This is a genomic window from Noviherbaspirillum sp. (genome assembly GCF_035654295.1).
Classification (GTDB): domain Bacteria; phylum Pseudomonadota; class Gammaproteobacteria; order Burkholderiales; family Burkholderiaceae_D; genus Noviherbaspirillum.
Map to the genome: position 1 here is coordinate 1 of NZ_DASRXF010000146.1, position 24,422 is coordinate 24,422.

Consider the following 24,422-nt stretch of genomic DNA (forward strand, 5'->3'; position numbering starts at 1 on the left):
GAAGTGTTCAACAATCTCTTCATGTCGATCGCCGAACAGATGGGCCTGCGCCTGCAGAACACCGCGGTCTCGGTGAACATCAAGGAGCGCCTCGATTTTTCCTGCGCGCTGTTCGACGCCGAGGGCAACCTGATCGCCAACGCGCCGCATATCCCGGTGCACCTCGGCTCGATGGGCGAAAGCATCAAGACCGTGATCCGCGAGAACCGCGCGGCGATGCGCCCCGGCGACGTGTTCATGCTGAACGATCCCTACCACGGCGGCACGCACCTGCCGGACGTCACCGTGATCACGCCGGCCTTCGACGCGGCGGGCAAGCAGGTGCTGTTCTATGTCGCCTCGCGCGGCCATCATGCGGACATCGGCGGCATGACGCCGGGCTCGATGCCGCCGGACAGCACCGTGGTCGAGGAAGAAGGCGTGCTGATCGACAATTTCCCGCTGGTGAAGGATGGACGCTTGCGGGAGGAAGAGACGATCGCCCTGCTCTCGTCCGGCCGCTACCCGGCGCGCAACATCCGCCAGAACCTCGCCGACCTGCAGGCGCAGATCGCCGCCAACCAGAAGGGCGTGGAGGAATTGCTGAAGATGGTCGCGCATTTCGGCCTCGACGTGGTGCAGGCCTACATGCGGCATGTGCAGGACAACGCGGAGGAAGCGGTGCGCCGCGTCATCACCTCGCTCAAGGATGGCGATTACACCTACCGCCTCGACAACGGCGCGGTCGTCCGGGTGGCGATCTGCGTGGACCGCGATACGCGCAGCGCCGAAATCGACTTCACCGGCACCTCGCCGCAACTGCCCAACAATTTCAACGCGCCTTCATCCGTCTGCATGGCGGCCGTGCTCTACGTGTTCCGCACCCTGGTCGACGATGCCATTCCGCTGAACGCCGGTTGCCTCAAGCCGCTGCGCGTGCGCATCCCGGAGGGCTCGATGCTGAACCCGCGCTATCCGGCAGCGGTGGTGTCGGGCAATGTCGAGACCTCGAGCTGCGTGACCAACGCGCTCTACGGCGCGCTCGGCGTGATGGCAGCCGCGCCGGGGACGATGAACAACTTCACCTTCGGCAATGCCAGGCACCAGTATTACGAAACCATCTCGGGCGGCTCGGGCGCGGGCCCCGGCTTCGACGGAACGGCGGTGGTGCAGACGCACATGACCAACTCGCGCCTGACCGACCCGGAAGTGCTGGAGTGGCGCTTCCCGGTGCGCCTGGAGAGCTACGAGATCCGGTATGGATCGGGTGGGCGCGGCAAGTGGAAAGGCGGCGATGGCGGCGTGCGCAAGCTGCGCTTCCTTGAACCGATGACGGCATCGATCCTGTCCAACAATCGTCTCGTGCCGCCCTTCGGCGCGGCCGGCGGCGGCGACGGCCGGTGCGGCAGGAATTATGTGATCCGTGCAGATGGCCGCATCGAGGAGCTGAGCTTCATCGCACGCACGGAAATGGAAGCGGGCGATGTGTTCGTCATCGAAACGCCCGGCGGTGGCGGATACGGCGCCGAGGATCAGGAATGAAAGGTACGCAGGCCGTCGAGGTCGAGGATGGTGACGCCGCCATACTCGGCCTTGACCAGCCCGGCCTCTTCCAGCGACTTCAGTGAGCCGTTCACCCGCTGGCGCGACGCGCCGCACAGATAGCCCAGCTCTTCCTGCGAAATCTTCAGCTGCGGGCTGATACCGGGATTGAGGTGTGGGTTGAACAGCGCGGCGAGGCAGCGCGCCAGGCGCCCGGTGGTGTCGAGCATGCGGTCGAATTCCACCAGCGAGATGAACATGCCGAGGCGCTCGTTGAGCAGCGTCATCACGAAACGGTTGAAGCCGATGCTGTTGTCGAGCAGCCAGTGGAAGGTGGCGCGCGGCATCAGCGCAAGCCGCGTGTCGCGCAACGCGATGACGTCGTACTGACGCACCGTATCCTTGAGCAGCGAACCTTCGCCGAACCACGCTCCGCCCAGCACGCCGGTGAAGGTGATGGTCTTCCCTTCGGGCGACACGCTGCTCATCTTCAGCAAGCCATCGATGGCGCCGACCCAGTGCTCGACTGGTTCGCCCTTGCGGCATGCGTAGCCGCCGGCGGGCACGAAGCGTTCCGTCACGTCCGCCTCGACGCGCGCCATCTGTTCGGGGCTGAGCGATGCGGCCCACGCCGCACTGCGGAGCATGTGGACGAGGGTCTGTGGTGTGGAGGTCATTGCGTTCGCGGCAGTTCGCGGTAACTGAGGCCGGCACCGATCATATACGTTTGCGGCAGACCCTGCCAGCGCGCGAGCCGCCGAATGCTGGGATAATAGCCGCGCCCGCCGCCCGCACACGAGGCGGCTTCCATGCATCCTGCCGGGTGCGCGTCTTTCCATCCAATGACATGAATACCGGAATCCTGTACGCCGCGTCGGCTTACGCACTGTGGGGCGTGTTCCCGCTGTATTTCAAATCGCTGCAGGAAATCCCGCCGCTGGAGATCCTGCTCCATCGCATGGTGTGGTCGCTCGTGTTCGTCGCGATCGTGCTCGCCGTGCGCCGGCAGTGGTCCTGGCTCGGCGCCGTCGTGCGCCGGCCGAAGGTGCTCGCCGGTTTCGCGGCCAGCGCGGTGCTGCTGTCCTCCAACTGGTTCATCTATATCTGGGCGGTGAACAACGGCCACGTGGTCGAGTCCAGCCTGGGCTACTTCATCAATCCGCTGTTCAATGTGCTGCTCGGCATGCTGATCCTGCGCGAACGGCTGCGTCCGGTGCAGTGGGCGGCAGTCGGCATCGCCGCACTGGGCGTGGCGTGGCTGACCTGGCACAGCGGCACCCTGCCCTGGATCGCGCTGCTGCTGGCGACGACCTTCGCGCTGTACGGACTGCTGCGCAAGACCGCCGCGCTGGGTGCATTGGAAGGACTCGCGCTGGAGACGCTGCTGCTGTTTCCGCTGGCCTTCGCCTACCTCGCGATGCTGTCTTCGCAGGGACAGAACCATTTCACGACGGTGTCGACCGGCACCCAGCTGCTGCTCGCGGCGGCCGGACCGATCACCGCTATCCCGCTGCTGCTGTTCGCCTCCGGCGCGCGCCGCATCCCGCTGTCGCTGCTGGGCCTCTTGCAATACATCGGCCCGACGCTGCAACTGCTGCTCGGCGTGTGGCTGTACCACGAACCCTTCGGCGGCGCCCGTCTCGCCGGCTTCGCGCTGATCTGGAGCGCGCTGGCGGTCTATACCGCCGAAGGCCTGTGGCAGAACTGGAAGGCAAAGCAGGCGGCATAAAAAAAGCCGGTCTTGCGACCGGCTTTCTTGCCCTTGGGTTTGCTTTCGCACGCGATCAGAAGCGGTAACCGACGCCCACGCCGATCAGCAGCGGGTCAACCTTGACCGCGCTGACCTTCGCACCGCCGACCATCACGTCGCTGCGGATCTGCACTTTCTTCACGTCGAAGTTGATCGACCAGTTCTTGTCGAGCTTGAAGTCGACGCCGGCTTGCAGCGCCAGGCCGAAGCTGTGGTTTTCCAGGTCGCCCTGGCCGCCGAGCAGGTTCACGCTGCCGATGCGGGTGTAGTTGATGCCTGCGCCGACGTACGGGCTGAATTGCGCTGCCGGGGTGAAGTGGTACTGCAGGGTCAGGGTCGGCGGCAGGTGCTTGAAGGTGCCGATGTTGGTGCCGGACAGGTAGACCTTGTGCTTCTGCGGATAGGTCAGGATCAGTTCCGCGGCCAGGTTCGGCGTCAGGAAGTAGGTGATGTCGATTTCCGGAATCGTCTTGTTGCTGACGGTGATCTGGTCAGCCGGGCCGGCGCCGCCCACCGGGTCGGACTTGTCCGCCGGGTTGATGTTCACAGCGCGCGCACGGATCTGCCACGGGCTCTGCTGGGCCATTGCCTGGGAGGCAACGCCGAGAGCGGCGAGAGCAAGGATTGCTGCAGTCTTTTTCATGGATTTCCCCTTAAGGTTGGCTTGTGTAAGTTTGTGTATGTGCTTGCGGGGACTGTATTCCTGCGCTGCAGCAAAATCGTTGACCTAGATCAACAATTACCCACAAGAATTGTAGGGGAATTCGACAGCGCGACAGGACCGAAGCGGGCCGAAGCGCAACCGCTGCACAGGCCGATCGGGTATCCTTGCACTCTCCCTTTTCTTAGCACCTTCACTCGGATTTTCCATGGCTCAATACGTCTACACCATGAACCGCGTGGGCAAGATCGTTCCGCCCAAGCGCCAGATTCTCAAGGACATTTCGCTCTCCTTCTTCCCCGGCGCCAAGATCGGCGTGCTCGGCCTGAACGGCTCGGGCAAGTCGACCCTGCTCAAGATCATGGCCGGCATCGACAAGGACATCGAAGGCGAAGCCGTGCCGATGCCGGGCCTGAACATCGGTTATCTGCCGCAGGAGCCGCAGCTCGATCCGGAAATGACGGTGCGCCAGGCGGTGGAATCCGGACTCGGTGAAGTCGCCGAAGCGCAATCCAAGCTGGACGCGGTCTATGCCGCCTATGCCGAACCGGATGCCGACTTCGACGCGCTGGCCGCGGAACAGGCGCGCCTGGAAGCGATCATCGCCACTTCCGGCGGCGGCAATCTCGACCAGCAGCTGGAAATCGCGGCCGACGCGCTGCGCCTGCCGCCCTGGGATGCCAAGGTCGGCGTGCTGTCCGGCGGCGAAAAGCGCCGCGTGGCGCTGTGCAAGCTGCTGCTGTCCAAGCCCGACATGCTGCTGCTGGACGAACCGACCAACCACCTCGATGCGGAATCGGTGGAATGGCTGGAGCAGTTCCTGCAGCGCTTCCCCGGCACGGTGGTCGGCATCACCCACGACCGCTACTTCCTCGACAACGCTGCCGAGTGGATCCTCGAACTCGACCGCGGCCACGGCATCCCGTGGAAGGGCAATTACAGCTCCTGGCTGGAGCAGAAGGAAGCCCGCCTGAAGCAGGAAGAAGCGACCGAGTCCGCGCGCCAGAAGACCATCCAGAAGGAACTGGAATGGGTGCGCCAGAATCCGAAGGGCCGCCAGGCCAAGAGCAAGGCGCGCCTGGCCCGCTTCAACGAGCTGTCCGAACACGAATACCAGAAGCGCAACGAGACGCAGGAAATCTTCATCCCGGTCGCCGAGCGCCTGGGCAATGAAGTGATCGAGTTCAAGAACGTGTCCAAGTCCTTCGGCGACCGTCTGCTGATCGATGATCTGAGCTTCAAGATCCCGGCCGGCGCGATCGTCGGCATCATCGGCCCGAACGGCGCGGGCAAATCGACGTTGTTCAAAATGATCGCGGGCAAGGAGCAGCCCGACAGCGGCGAAGTGGTGGTCGGCCCGACCGTGAAGCTGTCGCTGGTCGACCAGTCGCGCGAAGACCTGTCGAACAAGAAGACGGTGTGGGAAGACGTGTCCAACGGCGCCGACATCCTGACCGTGGGCCGTTTCGAGATGCCCTCGCGCGCCTATCTCGGCCGCTTCAACTTCAAGGGCAGCGACCAGCAGAAAGTCGTCGGCAACCTGTCGGGCGGCGAACGCGGCCGTCTGCACCTGGCCAAGACGCTGCTCATGGGCGGCAACGTGCTGCTGCTGGACGAACCCTCGAACGACCTCGACGTGGAAACCCTGCGCGCACTGGAAGATGCGCTGCTGGAGTTCGCCGGCAGTGTAATGGTGATCTCGCACGACCGCTGGTTCCTCGACCGTATCGCGACTCACATCCTGGCCTTCGAAGGCGACTCCAAGGTCGTGTTCTTCGACGGGAACTACCAGGAATACGAAGCGGACAAGGTCAAACGCCTCGGCGAAGAAGGCGCCAAGCCGAAGCGGATCCGCTACAAGCCGGTCACGCGGTAAGCGGTACAGTGAAGGGCGCACTCCGGTGCGCCTTTTTTTCCTCTACACGCATGGTGGGTTTCGCTTGCGCTCTACCCACCCTACGGTTCTTTATAAAGGACGGGAGGGTGGGTAGAGCGTGAGCGAAACCCACCGCGCGCCCCGCCCTACGTTTCCTTATCCATGTGGAGCACCATCTCGTGCCACGCCATGCCGCCGTGCGTCGATGCCGACGGCTTCAGATAAACGAAACCGAACTTTTCATAAAAGGGCACGTGTTTGGTCTTGCACATCAGGTTGATGCTGGATTTGCCGAGCCGCTTCATGCGTCCGATGAACTCCGTCATCAGCTGCGCCGCGTGGCCCCTGCCCTGGAAGTCCGGATGCACCACCACCGACATCACCACCACATGCGGGCCCGCCGGATCGTGCCCGACCAGCTCCTTGAATGCATCGTCGTCCATCCTGACTTCGAAGGCGGCGCCGGCATTGATGAAACCGGCGACCGCACCGTCCGATTCGAGGACGATGAAGCCCTGTGGCCAGGTGTGGATGCGCTTGCGGATTTTCTCGTAGGTGGCGGCCTCGTCGCCCTCATAGGCGAGCGATTCGATTTCATGGCAGCGGTCGAGGTCTGCGGGAGTGACGTTGCGAATGACAGGCGGCATACGGCGCATTAGCGAAGATCGGGCTGGAATGATAATCGAGACGGCATCTTTGCGCAGCGCCGCCTGTCTAAGCGGCATGCCGATCACCCTGCTTTTCCCGCCCGGCCCGCTCTACGCGCGTTACCGCGCAGTGGAGGATGCACTGGATTTCGCGCGCCGCATGCATGAACGGCAGCTGGCGCTGCGCAGCGCGCATCCCGCGAGCTACGAACCGGATGTGCATGCGATCGTGCTCGCCTTCAACCTGAGGGTGATCGGCCGCAAGCTGGATGCGCTGGCGGCCGCGTTCCGCGCGGAGATCCGGACCGGGCAGCGCGGCGGCGTATCGGTGGAAACGCTGGAGCTGCAAGCGGCCTTGCAGCACTACAACGCTGCAGTGGCGACCCGCGACGCGTGGGACAACCCGGTGGACGCGTCGGTGAACGTGCTCGACCTCGCCTTCGACTGCCTCGCCTCCCTGGAGCGCGACATCCAGGCCTTCGAAGCGCAGAACTGATCAAGGCTTACTGGATCGCCCCCTGGTCGCGCAGCCATTCAACCAGTTTCTGCAAGCCTTCCTGGTTGATCGAGATGGTGCTGGACACCAGCATGCCGTCGCCCGGCGTTTCTTCCTTGATCTGAACATCAATGAGGGAGTCGTTGCCGGGGTGCAGGTTGACCACCAGCTTTTCGATCCCGGCGGCGGTCGTGTTCTGGATGATGGCCTGTCCCGAGGGCGAGGCGTTGAAGGTCGTCTGCATGATCGGTCCCGAAAAGTGGCGATCCTTACAGGCTAGCCTGCGGCGCGAAAATTGCGAGGCGCCGCGGAAACTTCAGGATTTCCTTTTCCGTATCATCAGGAAAAAGTGCGCCTTGATGCCGAACACGCGCTTGTGTCCGACATCATGCTCCGGCTTGCCGGGCAGCAGACTGGCGAAACGGTACAGCGCCGGTGCATCGACCGGGTTGAGCATTCCGACCGACGCCCATTTTCCTTTGCCGCACCACTTGAGCAGGCGACGCCACGCCGCATCGGGCAACAGGTGGATGAAGGGCAGGCGCGACTTGAATTCGATCGGGTGGCGGCGGTTGGCCGTAGCGACGAACACCCCCTTGCGCGCGACGCGGTACATTTCGGCCACCAGCGCGTACTGCCGCTCGGTACCCCCGCTGTGCTCGATGACTTCATTGCAGAACACCCAGTCGAAGGCGCCGTCGGGATACGGCAGGCGCGTATCGGGTGCCTTGCGCGCGAGTGCAGGCGGCTCCATCTCGCACGCGGTCATGCGCATGCGCTCGGGCAGGTCGCTCCAGGCAAACAGGTAGTCGCTGTTGTCGAACAGCGTCGAGGGCTTCATGTAAAGGTTGAGCACGGTCCCTTCCGGTGCGGCCTGACGGAATGCAACGAACGCGTCGAACAGCTTGCGGCGTTGCGACGACAGGATTCTTTCAACGCCAACGCGCGCCGGAACACTGTATTCCGGATTGGCTGCGTGCTTCAACATTCTCCCTCCCTGACATGGCCAGCCGAACAACGTGAACATTATTCAACGTGTATGCAGAGGCAAGATTGTGGAAGCACAAGGAAGATGCCGCGCCGCCTTGCTGCATTGATCCAGCGGAACATTGTCTTGCGGAAGCTGTCTATCCGGCGATCAATTTTTCCGGAGGACATCATGCTCAGTATCCGTGTGGGAGACACCGTCGCTTTCAAGCGCAGTGTCGCGCAGAAGTGCAATTCCGGCGATGTGGCAGCCTTCCGCGGCGTAGTCACAGGCATCGCCGGCGAATGGCTCTTCCTCGAAGACCTCGCAGGCCGCGCCCGGGTGATGCCGATTGCGAGCATGTGCCGTGTGGCCGGCAACGGCGTCATCCTCGAGCTCGTGTAAGCTTTCCGTTCCCTGATGCAGGTTCTTCATGCATCTGCTTTGAGCCGTCTCAATGATCGGTGCGCCGCATCATACGTAGCTGGTGATTCGCCAAGCGCGGCCCTATAGTGAATCCGAGCGCGCATTCCAGGGAGGCGTCTTACGACACTTTCATCGGAGGCAAGTCATGAAGAGAGCCCTGGCAGTCCTGATCGTCATGCTCACCACCGGCTGCGCCGGCATGGGCGGCATGCACAGTTCCGGGAATTCGAGCGGAGCAGGCGCGGATTCCTACCGTCCGAACGTTGGTCCGGCGTATCAGCGCATGGACAGTTCATTCCACCCCTACTTCGGCGGCTAGACACCGCAGAAGCATCAAAGAGCAGCGCCGCATTCCCGGGGAAGGATGCGGTGCGCTCGGTTTCGGAAAGCGTCTTGCTTCCCGCAGGCTTCCATTCAGACCGTCAGGTCGATCTGCTGCACGGTGCCGGCGCGGCCATTCTCCCAGAGGTACATGCCGGTGCTGCGCACCACGCCCAGTTCCTGGTTGGTATCGTCCTTCAGTTCGAACGGCGTTTGCGCACGGCCGAGATAGATCGCGCCCACGCCATGGGACTTGGCGGTCTGCAGTGTGCCGCCGCCCTTGTCATCTTGCATCCACACACGCAGCTGCGCGAATACCGGGTCGTTGTCGTCGATCCAGCCATTGCCGTCGCTGTCTAACTCCGCAAGCTCGGCAAAGCCATCTCCGCTGGCGGGGCCGAACAATTCCTTGCCCGAGTCGACCTTGCCGTTGCCGTTGCGGTCGAGCGCGAGATAGCCGCGGTTCCCTGCCAGCAGCGGCACCTGTTCCCTGGTGCCGTCGGCGTCGAGATCGAAGCTGAAGCGGCGGTTCTGCAGCTGCGCCGCGGTGCCGTCGAAATTGATGACCAGCGGGTCCTTGCGCACCGCATCGCCCGCACGCAGCGACACCGATGATTCTTCGCGATAGCTGCGGAACATCGCCATATCGAGCTGCAGGCTGATTTCCTTGCCGTCGGCGGTACGCACGATTCCTTCCGCGCGGAAGGTGGTGTGCTCCATCTCCTCATGCACTTCGTGCCGGTCGTAGGCGACGCCGAAGCCGGCGCGGGGCGGCGGCGCAGGCCGCTCCGGCGCCTCGGACGAGGGCTCCTCGGCAGGCATGTCGTCCGGTGAAACGGTCTTTACCTCGAAGCCGGTCAACATCTCCACCACGAGCTTGATGAAGTAGAGCACCGGGTCGTCCTCCGCCTTCTTGACGATCTCCTCGACCGCTTGCGCTTCCGCAGGCGCAGGTGCGCGAGGAGCCTCGGCCGCAGCGGCTATGCGCCCGGCCTCGGAAATGGCGACGAGCGGCGGCCCGCCACCGGGCTGTGCCACCGTCTCGGGCGGCGCATCGCCGACCCACGCGCGCAGGCTTTCACGCACTTCGGTGCGCTGCATGGCGTGATGCGACGCATTGAACTGCAGGCTGGAGGATTCGATCTTCATGGCAACCCCTTGGCGAGAAGACATGAGTCTTGTATCGACGGCTTGCGGAGAAACTTGAACGCAAGCCAATGCCGTTCCGGCAAGCTTTGTTGCCGCCCCGCGACTGCCCATATCGAATTCCCCGGAAGAAGGTTCTCCGGCGGCAATTCACGCATACAATCTGCGCTGGCGTCCGCTTGCAGGACGGCGCAGGACACTATGGAACAGTTATTGACCGTGCTTTACGGCGCGTCGGGAATCGCGGCCTCGGCTCTTTATATCCCCCAGATCATCCGATATCACCGCGACCCGGGGTCGCGCGCCTCGATCTCGCTGCTCGCCTGGGGCGGCTGGATCGTCATTGCCGCCGTCACCATCGCCTATGCGTTGTATGTCGTCAAAAGCACGCTCATCGCCGCGGTTGCCGGGCTGAACGTGCTGGCGCAGCTGACCGTGCTTGCCTACGGCGTACGCGCCCGGATGCGCGCCCCGGCACCTCCAATGCACGCCTCCGGTGCGCATTTGCGCGGCGCCGCACACCTCGGCAAAATCCCTCCGCAGGGGAAGGCAAGCGTCCTATAATCGGTTCTGTTTCCAAGCCTGCCGTGCCCTGCGCGGCATATCCCGTGCCGTGAAGCCGCCCGTCACCGAAACTCTCCGTCCGTCCCGTTCCAGGCGCCTGCTGGCGGCGGCGCTGCTTGCGCTTGCGGTGACGCCGGCGGCGGCGGCGTTGCCCGAGGTGCAGGTCGGGGTGGGCCTGACCAAGCCGCCTTACATCATGGGCCCCGGCAAGGGCGGCATTGAATACGAGATCGCGGAGAAGGCGCTGGAAGCGGGCGGCTTCCGCATGGTGGCGCAGCATCTGCCGCCGGCGCGTGCGCTGGCGCTGGTACGCGCCGGCAAGCTCGACGCCATGCTCACCGTGGACGAGGGCATCGGCGGCAGCGATTTCTTCTCCGACACCTACATGCACTACCAGAACGTCGCAACGACGCTTGCCAGCCGCGGCATTCGCCTGCGGGGGGTGGGCGACCTGGAGCAGTATTCCGTCGCCGCATTCCAGAATGCGAACCTCATCCTCGGGCCGGAGTTCAAGGCGCTGGCGGAACATCACCGCGACTACAAGGAGCACCCGCAGCAGATCACGCAGAACCGCCTGCTGTACACCGGCCGCGTCGATGTGGTGGTCGGCGACCGGCTCATCTTCCGCTACCTCAATCGCTACGTCGATCCGGCGATCGATGCGCGCCAGCCGCTGGTGCATCACATGATCTTCAAGCCGAGCGCGCGCAAGGCTGTCTTCCGCGACCCGGCCCTGCGCGACGCCTTCAATGCGGGCCTGAAAATAATTCGTAAGAACGGCGTCTACGCCGGCATCTACAAGAAGTACAACGAACCGGTCGAACCCTGAGAGACAGGAGCCTTCTTGGATAAACGTGCTTTCCTGGCTACGGCGGCGGCTAGTGCCGCCGCCGTAGCCGCTCCATCGCAGGCCGCTCCTGCCGCCACGCGCTCCCCCGTCCTCCTGACGGTCACCGGCGCCATCGGCCGCGCGAACCGGGGCCCGCTCGACCCGGCACTGGACCAGATGATGCAGAAGCAAGGCGTCCGCTTCGACAAGGGCTGGACTTTCGACTTCGCGGCACTGGCGGCACTACCCTCGGTGACGATCCGGCCGACACTGGAATACGATGGCAAGGCGCACGCGCTGCGCGGACCGTTGCTGTCGGATGTGCTGGCCGCGGCCGGCGTGCGCGGGGAACAAGGCGATGTCCTGATGCGCGCCGTCGACGGCTACGCTCCCGCCATCACGCTTGCCGACATGCGCAACTATCGCTTCATCGTGGCCACTCACCTTGACGGCAAGCCGATGCCGGTGGGCGGGCTCGGCCCGCTATGGGCCGTGTTCGACGCCGACCGCTTTCCCGAGGTCGCCGCCCGGGCGCTCAATGAACGCTTCGGCAACTGCCCTTGGGGCCTCTACCATATCGAAGTCAGGCATCCTGGCTAAAAAAAGCCGGCATGAATGCCGGCTTGCGAGGTTGCGGTCTGAGGAGTGGGAACGAACCGCAATGGGATTTATTCGAACTTGCCGCGCGCGAGGAAATTCATCAGCTTGTCGACTTCGCTGCGCTCCGGCGCGGCGGCCTGGAAGCTGTTGACGTACTTCTGGTAGGCCTGCGGATCGGTCTTGCTCAGCTCCGCGAACTCCTGCGCGGTCATCGGTTTCTGTGCCGCCTGAGGGGCGGCAATGGCGCTGACGGAAGCGGCGGGGTCCTGTGCCGCCCCGGCCATGCCGATGGCTTTCATGATCTCGGGACTCTGCAGCCCGATGGCGCAGATGCCGATCAGTAGCATGACCAGAAGCGTTTTCACCTTGTGTTCCTGCCTGTGCGAGGGGGTTGGGATTGCCGTGAAGGTAACACAGTGCGCGGCACCGATATATACCATGAATATGTGACAACACGGTTCAGGCTACACTCTCGGGCACGACGGACAACACGGGAGAACACCATGAAGATTGCTGTGGTCGGTTTCGGCGCGATCGGCGGCCTGATCGGCGCGCGCCTGGCTGCTGCCGGCGGCGAGGTCAGCGCGCTGGCACGCGGGGCGACGCTGGCGGCGCTCGATGCGCAAGGCGCACGCGTGATCGCGGACGGCAGACAGAGCAGCGTACCGGTGCGCGCATCGGCGGACGCGGCATCGCTCGGCGTACAGGACGTGGTGGTGATCGCCGTCAAGGCGACAGCGCTACCCGAGGTGGCAAGGCAGGTTGCGCCCCTGATCGGCCCGCAGACCATCGTCCTCACCGCCATGAACGGCGTGCCATGGTGGTTCTTCTCCAGCCCCGGGCTGCCGTATGCAGGGACGCGCCTGCCCTCCCTCGATCCCGACGGCGCGCTCGAACGCGCGATCCCTTCCGCCAGCATCGTCGGCTGCGTCGTGCACTTGTCCGCCTCCTGCCCGGAACCGGGGCTGGTGCGGCTCGGCTTCGGCAACCGGCTGATCCTGGGCGAGCCGGCCGGCGGCAGTTCGGAGCGGGTGAACATGCTCGCGTCGCTCCTGCAAAAGGCGGGCTTCGAGGTGGAGGCGAGCGAGGATATCCGCCGCGACATCTGGTACAAGCTGTGGGGCAACATGACGATGAACCCGGTATCGGCGCTCACCGGCGCCACCTGCGACCGCATCCTCGACGATCCGCTGGTGCACCGCTTCTGTCTGTCGGCGATGGCCGAGGCCGCCGCCATCGGTGCGAAGATCGGCTGTCCGATCGCACAGAGCGGCGAAGACCGGATGGAAGTCACGCGCAAGCTCGGCGCATTCAAGACCTCGATGCTGCAGGACGCGGAAGCGGGCAAGGCGCTGGAGATCGACGCGCTGGTGACCTCGGTGCACGAGATCGGCAAACTGACCGGCGTGCCGACACCGAACGTGGATGCCCTGCTCGGGCTGGTGCGTTTGTACGGGAAGACGCGCGGTCTATACCGATAGAGAACCGTAGGGTGAGTAGAGCACAGCGAAACCCACCAGCGCACAAAGAACGGTAGGGTGGGTAGAGCGCAGCGAAACCCGCCATGCGATCCGCCGCTGGTTCCACCGCCTAGAAGCACTGCATCCACGCCCCATTGCTCTGGCACAGCCGCCCGCCTTTGTTGAGATAGGTGCCGCCGGCGCCGCCGCCCTCATACCGCGCACCGCCACTCCAGCAGCCGCCGGGATCGCAGGCGGTGACGGGTGCCGGGACCGAGGGCACGGCAGGCTGAGCGGGCTGTGGAATGGACGGCATCGGCACCTGCGGCGCAGGCGGGGTGGACGGCAAGGGGCGCTCCACCAGTGCCGGCACGGCGCGCCGCGGCGGAACCTTTTTCTGCGCCGCCGGTTTGTCCTGCGGCTTGCTTTCCGTGACTTCGGTGCCGGCGCACGCGGCGAGCGGCAAGCTGCACAGGAGCATCAACACACAACGGATGGCAGGCATGGCGTCCTCCAAAAACCATTGGACTGCCGCGCGCGCAACTTTATCCGCGGCTGCCCAGTTCCTTGCGCAGGAAGTCCGGTACCTTGGCGGCGGCGATCGTATTGACGCGGGCCAGCAGCGCGGGGTCAATGCCGTCCACGCCATAGGTACGGCCAAGGTGCGCCGCCGCATGAATCAGCACATCCGCGCTCACTTGGGCATCGGCCTCCGCACGGTGCGCGGTGCCCTTGAAGCGGATGCCGAGCGAGGATGACAACGGGGAAAGCTTGTAGCTGGGCAAACCGGGAAACAGACGGCGCGAGAGCTTCAACGAACACACCGTCCTCTCATGCTCCGGGGCCAGCCCGAGGTCGCGCGCTTCGGCCCGCAGGAATTTCTCGTCGAAACTCGCATTGTGCGCGGCCAGCGTGTCGCGGCCGATGAAGCGCAGCAGCTCGGGCAGCACGGCCGATACGCACGGCGCGCCGTCGACCATTTCCTGCGTGATGCCGGTCAGGCTGGTGATGAAGGCCGGCACTTCCACGTGACAGTTCACCAGCGACACGAAGCGGTCGATGACTTGCCCGCCTTCGATCCGCAATGCGGCCACTTCCGTGATGCGCGCCCCCATGGCGGGACTGAGGCCGGTGGTTTCGAAATCGAGCATGACGATGGGGCGCAGGTACATGATGCGTGGCGGGACAGGAAGGAAGGGCTGATTCTACGGCAAGCGCGCCAGACAAGCGTGGCCGGAATGGCAATTAATGCACGACGCCCGCCGCCATCATCAGTTCCGCGCCCTGCTGGCGCACGGCGACCCGGTTGCGTCCCTTTTCCTTGGCTTCATACAGGGCCGCGTCCGCGGCAGCGACCAGCGTGGACGGCTGCGTGCTGCCCGACGGATGCATGGCGGCCACGCCGAAGCTGGCGGTGACGCCGGGCGCGACGCGCGAAGTGGCATGCGGGATCTGCAGGTCGATCAGCGCGGCGCGCATGCGCTCGGCCAAGGCCGCGGCATCCTCCTCCGCGGTGGCAGGGAGCAGCACGACGAATTCCTCGCCGCCGAAGCGCGCGACGAGGTCCGCCGGGCGCTGCGCAATGCCGCGCAGGCACCGGGCGATCTGCTGCAGGCAGGCGTCGCCGGCCTGGTGTCCGTAGTGGTCGTTGAAATTCTTGAAGCAGTCGACGTCGACCATGACCAGCGACAGCGACGTGCCGTCACGTCGCGCCCGCCCCCATTCGATCTCGAGCCGGCGGTCGAACTCGCGGCGATTCGCCACTTGGGTCAGCGCGTCCTCGGACGACAGGCGGCCCAGCAGTTCCACCGCATGGCTCAGTTCCTCGTTGCGCTCCTGCTCGCGCATGCGGGCGAAGTAGGCGCGCCGCTGATCCTGGTCCATGCGGAAGTTGGCGATCAGGCTGATCGTGACGGCGGCGAAGCAGAACAGCCAATTGTTGAACCGGACTTCCGGCGGCATGCTCTGGATGCCGGCCAGGGCGCAACCGTAAATGATCGTCATTACCACCGACGTGGCCAGCGCGCTGCGAAAGCGCAGGCTGACGACGATATTGCCGAACAGGACGATGAGGGTGAGGCCGGTCTGGTAATGCGCGGCATTCGGATGGCTGCTGAAACCCGCGATCCACGGCAGGCTGACGCCCGAGGCGACGATGGCCCCCGCCAGCGCTGCTTCACGCCATGCCGGGTGGCGGATGCGATAGACGAAGAACGTGCACAGCAGGAGCAGCGGTACGACCACGAGGAAGCGCACCGCCCACGCCTTCTCGTAGGCGTCCGGGATCATGACGCGGTCGCTGACGGCGAATGCGCTGTATAGCAGGACAGCGGCGATGCCGGTACGGCGCAGGCGCCGCTCGCGCATGCGATCCATTTCGAGCTGGTACGCGGCCTCGACCTGTTCAGGGAACTTGCGGCGGCGGCCCCAGAAGCTCTGCTCGCGTTCTGCCTGGGGTGCGGCGGGTGTTTCGTCGGTGATGTTTTCCATGGAATGTGTGTTCAAAATGCCTTCATGTAGCGCATCGCGATCAATGCCTCCGCCGGGGCGTCCGCGAGGTTGTTCGGATTGCGGCGCACCAGCAAGGTCATGCCGAAGGTCGCGCCGTAGCCGGCCGGCGTCGTGTAATTGAGCTGGGCGCGCATCTCGCGGCCGACCGGCACCATCGAGAACACGAGGCGTTCGCGGTCGCTACCGCTGGTGCGCGACAGGACGTCCATCACGATGCGCCCGGCATAGGCGCGCATCGGCTGCGACAGCGACACGCTGAGCCGGTCGCCACGACGCATGCGGTCGGCGGCGACCACCGCGAAGGAAAAGGCGTTGGTGCGGGCCTTGGAAATTTCGGTGACCAGGCTGTCGCTGCTGCGCATGCCCGGCGTCACGCCGTAGGCTGCCTGGCCGGCAATGGCCAGCTTGGGCGCGAGCATGTAGGCGCCGGCCAGCTGCAGCGCGCTGGTCGAGGCGCGCGAACCGAGCGAGAGCGCGGAGGTGGACCAGGAGCCGAGGTAGGCATTCGATTCGCGCGTCTGCGACATCGACAGCGACAGCGCGGCGTGGCCGAAGGAACGCGAAATTTCGAGCAGCCCGGCATTCGCTTCCGGCAGGCCGGTTGCGGTGTGAGGGCTGTCTTGCGACGCCAGCCATTGGCCGGGCCCTCCACCGAGCACGCCGATGCGAAGCTTCAGGCCGCCGACCCTGCGCGCAAGCGCCGCGTGCGACGGCGCGGGCACCAGCGAGAAATAGGGATTGGCCAGCGCATCGTCCTGCGCCAGCGGCAGGCCACCGTCGAGTTCCAGGGCGGCGACGCCGAAATGCTGCGGCGCCGGGCCGCCGATACCGAGCGAGATTTCGCTGTCTTCCGTACCGCGCGCCTGCAGTGAGAACGACGACAGGCGCCGCAGCCGTCCGTGCACGGGCGACCACCGGCTTTCCACCGCCGACGACAGGCTGATGCCGTTGCCGAGCACGCTTTCCGCGACTTCCACGCGGCTGTCTGCGCTGCCCATCGCCTGTTCGATGGACATCGGCACGGGGCGGGCCACGGTGGCGCCGAGGTCGACGCCGAAGTCGCGCTGGAAATCGTCCAGGCCGGTCACCCGCAGCTGACCCGTGGCGGCCAGCTGCCACAACATGCTGGTGGCGGCCGAAGGCTGCAGCGAACCGGCGAGCACATTGATGGTGCGGCCGTTGAGCGTGGTGGTGGTCAGCGCGCCGACCGGCTGCAGTGCCTTCTCGATATTCAGCAGGCCGCGGCCGTACACCGGATCGATGCCGGGCGCGCCGAGGTCGGATGCGGTGACGAAGAGGATGGTGGCGACCTGGTCGGCGCGCAGTGCCGGCCACATCTGCACGAGCAAGGCGGCCGCGCCGCTCACCACGGGGGCGGCCATCGAGGTGCCGCTCTTGGTTGCATAGCGGTCGTGCGGCGCCGCGGACAGTATGCCGGTGCCGGGCGCGACCAGGTACCAGGCGGCTGCGTCTCCTGCGCGATTGGAGAAGGAGGCGATACGGTTCTGCGCATCCACCGCACCGACCGCGATGATCTGGTTGTTTGCCCACGACTCCCTGGCGAAATTCGCCGGCCATCCCGGGTTGGCGCCGCCGGCATTGCCGGCCGATGCCACCAGCAGCATGCCGGCGCGCACCGCTTCCTGCGTGGCGCGCGCATCGTAGGCTTGGGTGCTGCTGACGCTCATGCTGGCGATCGCTGCCTTGCCGACCAGGTGGCGCAGGCCGCGGTCGAGCACGGCTGTCGAGCCGCTGCTGCTGTCGGGCAGCACCTTTACCGGCAGAAGCGAAACTTCGTAGGCGACGCCGGCCATTCCGCGGCCGTCACGCCCCGCACCCGCGATCCCTGCAACATGCGTGCCGTGGCCGGAACGGTCGCTGACATCCATGCTCCCGGTGACGGCATTGAAACCGGGCAGCAGCCGGCCGGCGAACTCGCGGTGCCGTACATCGATGCCGGTGTCCAGCACGCCGATGGTGACGCCGCGCCCGGCGATGCCGCGCAGATGAGCGGCGCCGGCGCGTACCTTGTCGAGGATGGACGCAGCGTTGCTGCGCTCGGTATCGGGAAAGAGGGCGGCGCTGGTTTTATCCTGACCCTGCGCCGGCGGCGCGACCGCTGCCAGCACAGCCAGTGCAAGCGCACCGGGCGGGAATGGATTGGTGGTCAACATGGTTCGCCTTTCTCCGACAGTACCGACGGAAAAAGGGCGGCGCTTTACCCGCGCCGGTGCCGCCGGCGGGTCTGCCCTCTCTGCCCTTAGGACCTGCGATGTCTCCCTCGCTTGCCCTCACGTCATATTTCCATTGTGCATCGTAAATCTCAAATTGCAAATGAAACAGACGGACGGACGGAGGCGCAAGTCGCCGCGCGACAACAGGAAGCCGCATGCGAATGCGGGGGCGCAGAGAAAATGAAGAAAAAGAAAAGACGGTTTGCCAATATCACTCGTGCAGGCGATGCACGCGCGCCTCGTCCGGCATGCGCTCTTCCAGCCACTCGCGCCAAACGGCGAGGAGCACCGCGACGATCACCGGCCCGACGAACATGCCGACCAGGCCGAAGGCGCCGAGGCCGCCGAGCACCGCGAACAGCACCAGGATGAACGGGATCTGGGCAGCGCTGCTGATGACCAGGGGCCGGATCAGGTTATCCACCCAGCTCACCACGAGCGCGCCCCACAACAGCAGGCCGATGCCTTCCAGCGTCTCGCCGGTCATCAGCAGCCACACGCCGAGCGAACCCCAGATCACCGGCGCACCGAAGGGAATCAAGGCGATCAGTGCAGTGAATGCGCCCAGCAATGCCGGGGCGTGGATGCCGGCGGCCCAGTAGCCGAGGCCGGCAAGCGTGCCCTGCGCCAATGCGGTCAGCACCAAGCCGTAGAGCACTGCCTTGGTGGTGGCGCCGATGGCTTCCAGGTAGCCCTCGGCGCGCGGACCGACGAAACGCCGCATGACCCGCCGCACCTGGTACAGCAGTTTCTCGCCGTCGCGGTAGACGAACAGCACCGTCAGCACGGCCAGCGCCATCTTGGCGGCATTGCGGCCAACGCCGCCCACCAGTTCCGCCACCTGCCCGAACCAGTTCTGCGCCAGCTGCAGCGCTTCCGTGCGCAGGGCGGCGGGATCGCCGGCGATCCGGTCGAAAATCTGCTGCAGGCGTTCGCCCACCCAGGGAATGTTCTTGATGATCGAAGGCAGCCGTTGCGGCCCTTCGTTGATGTAGCCGGACACCGCCTGGTAGGCGAGGATGAACTCGTTCTGCAGCAGGCCGATCAGCGCCAGCAGCGGCAGGACGAAGGCGGCCGTGAGCAGCAGCGTCATCAGCAGCGCGCTGGCCGTCGGCGCGCCGTGCAGGCCGCGCCGCAGCCGCGCATAGATCGGCCAGGTGGCATAGGCGAGGATCAGCGCCCAGACCACCGGCACGATGAACCAGCGCAGCGTCAGGTAGGAAAGGATGAAGAGCCCGCCGAGCAGCAGCCAGAGCAGGACCATGCGCGTCACGCCGATCGAATCGCGTGTTGTCATCTCGTGGAGTTCAAGTCATTCGCAACGCCATTGTGCGCCCTGCGCCGTGCCGCCGGAGCGAGGAAGATCAATCGAAGTCGAAGAGTTCGCCGAGGAATCCCTTTTTCTTGCGGTGGTGATAGTCGCGCTTGTGATGGTCGTCATCCTTGTAGTAGTCGTGACGGGCATAGGTGCGCTCGTCGCGCTGCGGCCCGGCGGCCTGCCTGCCGAATCCTTCCGGTGCGGCTGCAGGAGCGGCCGCAGGAGCAGCCGCCGAAGCGGAGCGATCGATGATCTTGTCCAGCTCGCCGCGGTCGAGCCAGACGCCGCGGCATTGCGGGCAGTAATCGATCTCGATTCCTTGCCGTTCGGACATGACGAGCTGGGTGTTGGTACAGACGGGACATTGCATCGGGAATCTCCTGAAAAAAACGGACCGGGCCGCAGGTTGCGCTGCGGCCCGGCCGGCGTGTTCACTGCGTCATGCGGCGCAGGACGGTGCGGCCCACGCGGTCGACGGCGCGGTTGATCGCGACGTACATGTCGGCCTCGGTATCCTCGGTCACGATGTCGGGCGCGCCGGACACCGTGATGTGGACGCTGCACTTCTTGTCGACGCCGCCGCGCGGCCCGTTCACATCCGCCAGCCGGACCGACACGCGCTGTACGCGGTCCGCCGCATGCTTGAGCGCGAAGCGCAGGCGGCGCTCGGTGTGCTCGGTGAGTGCTTCAGTCAGCGGAAACCCCTGGGCATGGACATCGACTTTCATGACAACCTCCTGAGTGTTCTTGGTTTGGGCCGCCGCTGCTTTTGCGCCGGCCTTGAATCCACTATAGCCTGCGCCTTGCCTGTTTAAAATTCGAATATCATGTTCATTCGATTCGAAAAAACCGAACAGTCATGAGTGCCATCAATTACAAGCATCTGCACTATTTCTGGGTGGTCGCCAAGTGCGGCGGTATCGGCCGCGCCAGCGAGCAGCTGCATCTCACGCCCCAGACCATCAGCGGACAGATCACGCTGCTGGAGGAATCGCTCGGCGCGGCGCTGTTCGACCGTGTGGGCCGGCACATTGCGCTCAACGAAACCGGGCGCATGGTATTCAGCTATGCGGACGAGATCTTTTCGCTCGGCGAGGAACTGGAGGACATGCTGCACCACCGCCCCGGCGACCGGCCGCTGCAGTTTTCCGTCGGCGTCGTGGACTCGGTGCAGAAGTCGATCGCCTACATGCTGCTGGAGCCTGCGCTGAAATTGCCCGAGACCCTGCGCATGGTGTGCCGCGAAGGGAAGCTGTCGACGCTGCTGGCCGGCCTGGCGATCCAGAGCTTCGACATCGTCATCGCCGACGGCCCCATGCCGCCCAACAGCAACGTGCGCGGTTACAGCCACCTGCTCGGCGAATCCGGCGTCGCCTTCTTCGCCGCGCCCGATCTGGCGAGGCAGTTGAAGAAGGGCTTCCCGCACAGCCTGGACGGCGCGCCCTTCCTGCTCCCGGGAGAAGACGCGGCGCTGCGCCCGCGCCTGCTGCGCTGGTTCGACCGGGAACGGATACGGCCGCGCATCGCCGGCGAGTTCGACGATGGCGCGCTGCTCAAGGAATTCGGGGCCGCGGGCGCCGGCGTCTTCTGCATGCCCTCCTCCATCGCCGCGCAGATCAAGCGGCAGTATGGCGTGGCGGAAATCGGCCGCAGCGGCGAGGTCACCGAGCAGTTCTACGCGATCTCGGTGGAGCGCAGGCTGTCGCATCCGGCGGTGGTAGCGATCAGTTCGGCCGCGCGCAAGCGCGGGGCACGGGCAATCCGGACAGGCCTGCGGCAAAATTGATCTGGAACAAAGAAATCCTTACCCTTCTGCATCACTGTGTGCCCATGCTACCTGCCTACATTTCCCATCCCGACTGCAGCAAGCACGACATGGGCGCGCTGCACCCGGAGTGCCCCGAACGCATCGATGCGATCCGCGACCATCTCCTGATCAAGGGCTTGCTGGAGTTCATGCAGCCGCACGACGCGCCGCTGGCCACCGAGGAACAGCTCGGGCGCGCCCATGCCATCCATCATGTGCACGAACTCGCCGCCAAGGTACCCGAGTCCGGCTATGCACAGGTCGACCCGGATACCTGGATGAACCCGCATTCCTACCAGGCGGCACTGCGCTCGGCCGGCGCCGCCGTGCTGGCAACCGACCTCGTGTTGCGGGGCGAGGCACCGGTGGCCTTCTGCAACGTGCGTCCGCCCGGCCATCATGCCGAGCACGACGCGGCGGGCGGGTTCTGCTTCTTCAACAACGTCGCCGTCGGCATCCGCCATGCGCTGGACGTGCACGGGCTGGAGCGCGTGGCGCTGGTCGACTTCGACGTCCACCACGGCAACGGCAGCGAAGACATCCTGTGCGGCGACGGGCGCGTGCTGATGTGCTCGACCTTCGAACGCGACCTCTATCCGTTCTGCGGCGATGAACCGCGCGGCACGAACATGGTCAACATTGGACTGCCGGCGCGTTCCGGCAGCGATGCCTTCCGCGAGGCGGTGGACTGGGGATGGATACCGGCGCTGGATGCCTTCCGCCCGCAGATGATCTTCATCTCCGCCGGCTTCGACGCGCACCGCGAAGATGACATGGGCAACCTCGGCCTGGTCGAAGCCGACTATGAATGGGTGACCCGCAAGGTGATGGAAGTGGCGCAGCGGCACGCGAAGGGACGGGTAGTGTCCTGCCTCGAAGGCGGCTACGTGCTCTCGCCGCTGGCCCGCAGCGTGGCCGCGCACGTGAAGGTATTGATCGGCGCGGATTGAAGCAATAGCGGCAGGCGGCCATCCGTGCGCAGACATGGAGCCGTACTGCAGTGCAGTCAACAACATTACGACGATTAGCATGGACAGGCACTATCTGAATCCCCTGTTCTCGCCGCGCTCGGTGGTGGTCTTCGCCGGCGACGAGAACGATCCTGCCTCGCAGGTTTCCTATGGCCGCCACGTGGCGGAGCAGTTGCGCAGCAGCGGCTACGCCGGGCCGGTGCGCTTTCTCGACATCGCGTCGAGCGGCACGCTGGCCGAACTGGCGGAAGCCAAATTCGACCTCGCGATCATCGCCCTGCCCCACGCGCAGTTGACGGCGGCGCTTGAAGTCGCCGCGCGCATCGAGAGCAAGACGGCGCTGATCCTGTCTTCCGGTGTCGATGCGAAGCTGGCGGCGCAACTGCATGCGATCGCCCGCCAGCACGGCATCTACCTGCTCGGACCGAACTGCCTGGGCTTCCAGCGCCCGAAGCTGTCGCTCAATGCCAGCGCGCTCGGGCCGCTGGCGCAGGCCGGCGGACTGGCGCTGGTATCGCAATCCGGCGCGGTGTCATCCTCCATCCTCGACTGGGCGGTGAAGAACGGCGTGGGCTTTTCCGCCGTCGTGGCGCTCGGGCCGAATACCTCGGTCGACATCGCACAAGTGCTCGACTTCCTCGCCGACGATCGCAGCACGCAAAGCATCGTGGTCTATCTCGAAGGCATCCGCAATGCGCGGCGTTTCATGAGCGCGCTGCGTGCCGCCGCCAACGCGAAGCCGGTGTTCGTGCTGAAGGCCGGACGCAAGCCGGCGGGCTCGACAGCGGCACTCACCCACTCCGGCGCCATCGTCGGCAGCGACGATGTGTTCGACGCAGCACTGCAGCGCGCCGGTGCAGTCCGCGTGCGCACCTTCGTGCAACTGTTCACCGCGGCCAAGGGGCTGTCCGCACGCAATCTTCCCGTCGGCAATCGCCTGGCGGTGGTCAGCAATGGCGGCGGCCCGGGTGTGCTCGCCGCCGACTGGGCCGATGAGCTCGGGCTGGAACTGGCAAGCCTGCCGCCTGAAGCGGCCGCCGCGCTGGCGCCCCAGCTTTCGCCCCAGGCCAGCCTGCAATCGGTGATCGATCTCGGCGAAGAGGCCGACCCGGCGCACTACGGCGCGGCGGTCAAGGCCTGCGCGGCGTCGCAGAATATCGACGGCATCCTCGTGATCCTGTCGCCCAAGCCGGAGCTCGATACGGCCGCCGTCGCACAGGCGCTCGCCGACATCCATCCCGACCTGGGCAAGCCCTTGCTGACGTGCTGGATGGGCGACGAACGCGCCGCCGCGGCGCGCCAGATCCTGTCGCGCGCGACCATCCCCACCTATCGCACGCCGGAAGCGGCGGTGGATGCTTTCCACAACATCGCCTCCTTCCATCAGAACCAGCGGCTGCTGTACCAGACGCCGCCGCCGCTGTCGCAGCTTGCCAATCCGGATCTCGAAGGTGCCCGCATCCTGGTCGAGAGCGTACTGACGGAACGGCGCAAGGTGCTGACCGAAATGGAATCGAAGGCGCTGCTGTCGGCCTTCCATATCCCGGTCACCAAGACCATCCTCGCGCGCTCGGCGAGCGAGGCGATCCTGGTGGCGAACCAGCTCGGCTACCCGGTCGCGCTGAAGATCGATTCGCCGGACATCACGCACAAGTCGGACGTGCAAGGCGTGGCGCTGAACCTGCAGAATGCGGCGGCGGTGCGCGACACCTGGCAGGACATGATGGCGACCGTGGCGCGCCTGCGGCCGGACGCGCGCATCAACGGCGTGACGATCCAGAACATGTCGGGCAAGCCGCAGGGCCGCGAACTGTACATCGGCGTGAGCACCGAGGAGCCCTTCGGCCCGGTGATCTCCTTCGGCGCGGGCGGCACGATGATCGAGCTGATCAACGACCGGGCGATCGAACTGCCGCCGCTCAACCAGTTTCTCGCGCAACGCCTGATCGGCCGCGCGCGCTGCGCGGAAACGCTCGGCCACTGGCGCGGCGCGCCGCCGGCGCAACGCGAGGCGGTGGAGCAGATCCTGCTGCGTGTGTCGGAAATGGTGTGCGCATTGCCGCAACTGCGGCACATGGACATCAACCCGGTGATCGTGGATGCCGCCGGCGCGCTGGTGGTGGATGCGCGCATCGTCATCGACCACGCGCCGCATGGCACCGACAATTTCCCGCACCTGGCGATCCTGCCCTATCCGTCCGAGCGGGAACAGGAGTGGCCGATGCGCGGCGGCGGGCATTACGCGGTGCGCCCGATCCGGCCGGACGATGCGCAGATGCTGCAGGATTTCGTGCGCCGCATGTCGCCGGAGAGCCGC

General features: G+C 65.4%; 27 protein-coding genes. 13 read left to right on the top strand and 14 right to left on the bottom strand.

Annotated features, from left to right (window positions below):
* On the top strand, window positions 1-1,521 hold a 1,521-nt coding region (locus VFF99_RS14275), incomplete at its 5' end, for a hydantoinase B/oxoprolinase family protein (RefSeq protein ID WP_325018990.1).
* Here VFF99_RS14275 and VFF99_RS14280 read toward each other — a convergent pair.
* Entirely contained in the window at window positions 1,512-2,198 is a 687-nt protein-coding gene (locus VFF99_RS14280; protein WP_325018992.1) for a Crp/Fnr family transcriptional regulator, read from the bottom strand. The genes VFF99_RS14275 and VFF99_RS14280 overlap by 10 nt on opposite strands.
* Window positions 2,199-2,368: 170 nt before the next feature.
* Between VFF99_RS14280 and rarD the strand changes: the two genes are divergently transcribed.
* The gene (gene rarD, locus VFF99_RS14285) at window positions 2,369-3,250 is read left to right on the top strand and encodes an EamA family transporter RarD (protein ID WP_325018994.1); all 882 of its coding nucleotides are present in this window, start codon (window positions 2,369-2,371) and stop codon (window positions 3,248-3,250) included.
* 55 nt (window positions 3,251-3,305) lie between these two features.
* Here the strand turns inward: rarD and VFF99_RS14290 are convergent, their stop codons facing one another.
* Window positions 3,306-3,914 carry an OmpW/AlkL family protein gene (locus tag VFF99_RS14290; protein WP_325018996.1) on the bottom strand — a complete coding sequence of 203 codons (609 nt, stop codon included), beginning with the start codon at window positions 3,912-3,914 and terminating at the stop codon, window positions 3,306-3,308.
* Between the two features lie 226 nt (window positions 3,915-4,140).
* On the opposite strand from VFF99_RS14290, the gene ettA reads away from it, so the two are divergent.
* Window positions 4,141-5,808, top strand: coding sequence for an energy-dependent translational throttle protein EttA (gene ettA / locus VFF99_RS14295; protein WP_325018998.1), 1,668 nt, complete (start codon window positions 4,141-4,143; stop codon window positions 5,806-5,808).
* Between the two features lie 146 nt (window positions 5,809-5,954).
* Here ettA and VFF99_RS14300 read toward each other — a convergent pair whose 3' ends face one another.
* Entirely contained in the window at window positions 5,955-6,464 is a 510-nt protein-coding gene (locus tag VFF99_RS14300; protein WP_414691541.1) for a GNAT family N-acetyltransferase, read from the bottom strand.
* 67 nt (window positions 6,465-6,531) lie between these two features.
* Here VFF99_RS14300 and VFF99_RS14305 point away from each other — a divergent pair, with 67 nt between their 5' ends.
* Window positions 6,532-6,951 (top strand): hypothetical protein, encoded by a 420-nt coding sequence (locus VFF99_RS14305; RefSeq protein ID WP_325019002.1) that lies wholly within the window; start codon window positions 6,532-6,534, stop codon window positions 6,949-6,951.
* Window positions 6,952-6,958: 7 nt separating this feature from the next.
* Here VFF99_RS14305 and VFF99_RS14310 read toward each other — a convergent pair whose 3' ends face one another.
* Both VFF99_RS14310 and VFF99_RS14315 read right to left on the bottom strand, forming a co-directional pair.
* Window positions 6,959-7,195 (bottom strand): hypothetical protein, encoded by a 237-nt coding sequence (locus tag VFF99_RS14310; RefSeq protein WP_325019004.1) that lies wholly within the window; start codon window positions 7,193-7,195, stop codon window positions 6,959-6,961.
* Between the two features lie 72 nt (window positions 7,196-7,267).
* The gene (locus tag VFF99_RS14315; RefSeq protein ID WP_325019005.1) at window positions 7,268-7,939 is read right to left on the bottom strand and encodes a methyltransferase domain-containing protein; all 672 of its coding nucleotides are present in this window, start codon (window positions 7,937-7,939) and stop codon (window positions 7,268-7,270) included.
* 171 nt (window positions 7,940-8,110) lie between these two features.
* Between VFF99_RS14315 and VFF99_RS14320 the strand changes: the two genes are divergently transcribed.
* Both VFF99_RS14320 and VFF99_RS14325 read left to right on the top strand, forming a co-directional pair.
* Entirely contained in the window at window positions 8,111-8,323 is a 213-nt protein-coding gene (locus tag VFF99_RS14320) for a hypothetical protein (protein WP_325019007.1), read from the top strand.
* A gap of 166 nt (window positions 8,324-8,489) precedes the next feature.
* The gene (locus tag VFF99_RS14325; protein ID WP_325019009.1) at window positions 8,490-8,663 is read left to right on the top strand and encodes a hypothetical protein; all 174 of its coding nucleotides are present in this window, start codon (window positions 8,490-8,492) and stop codon (window positions 8,661-8,663) included.
* 95 nt (window positions 8,664-8,758) lie between these two features.
* On the opposite strand, the gene VFF99_RS14330 is transcribed toward VFF99_RS14325, so the two are convergent.
* Complete coding sequence (locus VFF99_RS14330) at window positions 8,759-9,814, bottom strand: hypothetical protein (RefSeq protein ID WP_325019011.1); 1,056 nt, start codon at window positions 9,812-9,814, stop codon at window positions 8,759-8,761.
* Window positions 9,815-10,012: 198 nt separating this feature from the next.
* On the opposite strand from VFF99_RS14330, the gene VFF99_RS14335 reads away from it, so the two are divergent.
* The 3 genes from VFF99_RS14335 to VFF99_RS14345 are packed head-to-tail and all read left to right on the top strand — an operon-like array spanning window position 10,013 to window position 11,804.
* Window positions 10,013-10,375 (top strand): hypothetical protein, encoded by a 363-nt coding sequence (locus VFF99_RS14335; protein WP_325019012.1) that lies wholly within the window; start codon window positions 10,013-10,015, stop codon window positions 10,373-10,375.
* A 49-nt stretch (window positions 10,376-10,424) separates the two neighbouring features.
* The gene (locus tag VFF99_RS14340) at window positions 10,425-11,204 is read left to right on the top strand and encodes a substrate-binding periplasmic protein (RefSeq protein ID WP_325019013.1); all 780 of its coding nucleotides are present in this window, start codon (window positions 10,425-10,427) and stop codon (window positions 11,202-11,204) included.
* 15 nt (window positions 11,205-11,219) lie between these two features.
* On the top strand, window positions 11,220-11,804 hold the full coding sequence (locus VFF99_RS14345) for a molybdopterin-dependent oxidoreductase (RefSeq protein WP_325019014.1): 585 nt from the start codon (window positions 11,220-11,222) through the stop codon (window positions 11,802-11,804).
* Window positions 11,805-11,872: 68 nt separating this feature from the next.
* On the opposite strand, the gene VFF99_RS14350 is transcribed toward VFF99_RS14345, so the two are convergent.
* Window positions 11,873-12,169 (bottom strand): hypothetical protein, encoded by a 297-nt coding sequence (locus VFF99_RS14350; protein ID WP_325019015.1) that lies wholly within the window; start codon window positions 12,167-12,169, stop codon window positions 11,873-11,875.
* A gap of 138 nt (window positions 12,170-12,307) precedes the next feature.
* Here VFF99_RS14350 and VFF99_RS14355 point away from each other — a divergent pair, with 138 nt between their 5' ends.
* On the top strand, window positions 12,308-13,285 hold the full coding sequence (locus VFF99_RS14355) for a 2-dehydropantoate 2-reductase (RefSeq protein WP_325019016.1): 978 nt from the start codon (window positions 12,308-12,310) through the stop codon (window positions 13,283-13,285).
* Window positions 13,286-13,394: 109 nt separating this feature from the next.
* Here the strand turns inward: VFF99_RS14355 and VFF99_RS14360 are convergent, their stop codons facing one another.
* The 7 genes from VFF99_RS14360 to VFF99_RS14390 all read right to left on the bottom strand — a co-directional run bounded on the left by VFF99_RS14360 (window position 13,395) and on the right by VFF99_RS14390 (window position 20,055).
* Window positions 13,395-13,769: a hypothetical protein gene (locus VFF99_RS14360; RefSeq protein WP_325019017.1), complete on the bottom strand. Its 375-nt coding sequence runs from the start codon at window positions 13,767-13,769 to the stop codon at window positions 13,395-13,397.
* A gap of 40 nt (window positions 13,770-13,809) precedes the next feature.
* Window positions 13,810-14,436, bottom strand: a complete 627-nt coding sequence (locus VFF99_RS14365) for a 3'-5' exonuclease (RefSeq protein WP_325019018.1) — start codon at window positions 14,434-14,436, stop codon at window positions 13,810-13,812.
* Between the two features lie 73 nt (window positions 14,437-14,509).
* Window positions 14,510-15,769: a diguanylate cyclase gene (locus tag VFF99_RS14370; RefSeq protein WP_325019020.1), complete on the bottom strand. Its 1,260-nt coding sequence runs from the start codon at window positions 15,767-15,769 to the stop codon at window positions 14,510-14,512.
* Complete coding sequence (locus VFF99_RS14375) at window positions 15,766-17,949, bottom strand: S8 family peptidase (protein WP_325019022.1); 2,184 nt, start codon at window positions 17,947-17,949, stop codon at window positions 15,766-15,768. The genes VFF99_RS14370 and VFF99_RS14375 overlap by 4 nt, the downstream gene beginning before the upstream one ends.
* Before the next feature lie 271 nt (window positions 17,950-18,220).
* Window positions 18,221-19,306, bottom strand: a complete 1,086-nt coding sequence (locus VFF99_RS14380) for an AI-2E family transporter (RefSeq protein ID WP_325019024.1) — start codon at window positions 19,304-19,306, stop codon at window positions 18,221-18,223.
* A gap of 67 nt (window positions 19,307-19,373) precedes the next feature.
* The gene (locus VFF99_RS14385) at window positions 19,374-19,697 is read right to left on the bottom strand and encodes a zf-TFIIB domain-containing protein (RefSeq protein WP_325019026.1); all 324 of its coding nucleotides are present in this window, start codon (window positions 19,695-19,697) and stop codon (window positions 19,374-19,376) included.
* Window positions 19,698-19,758: 61 nt separating this feature from the next.
* Window positions 19,759-20,055, bottom strand: a complete 297-nt coding sequence (locus VFF99_RS14390) for an HPF/RaiA family ribosome-associated protein (RefSeq protein WP_325019028.1) — start codon at window positions 20,053-20,055, stop codon at window positions 19,759-19,761.
* Between the two features lie 131 nt (window positions 20,056-20,186).
* Here VFF99_RS14390 and nhaR point away from each other — a divergent pair, with 131 nt between their 5' ends.
* The 3 genes from nhaR to VFF99_RS14405 form a co-directional block, all read left to right on the top strand.
* A complete protein-coding gene (gene nhaR, locus VFF99_RS14395) occupies window positions 20,187-21,113 on the top strand; it encodes a transcriptional activator NhaR (protein ID WP_325019030.1) in 927 nt (308 codons plus the stop codon).
* Window positions 21,114-21,157: 44 nt separating this feature from the next.
* The gene (locus VFF99_RS14400) at window positions 21,158-22,084 is read left to right on the top strand and encodes a histone deacetylase family protein (RefSeq protein ID WP_325019031.1); all 927 of its coding nucleotides are present in this window, start codon (window positions 21,158-21,160) and stop codon (window positions 22,082-22,084) included.
* A 79-nt stretch (window positions 22,085-22,163) separates the two neighbouring features.
* A partial coding sequence (locus VFF99_RS14405) for an acetate--CoA ligase family protein (RefSeq protein ID WP_325019033.1) occupies window positions 22,164-24,422 on the top strand: 2,259 nt, incomplete at its 3' end.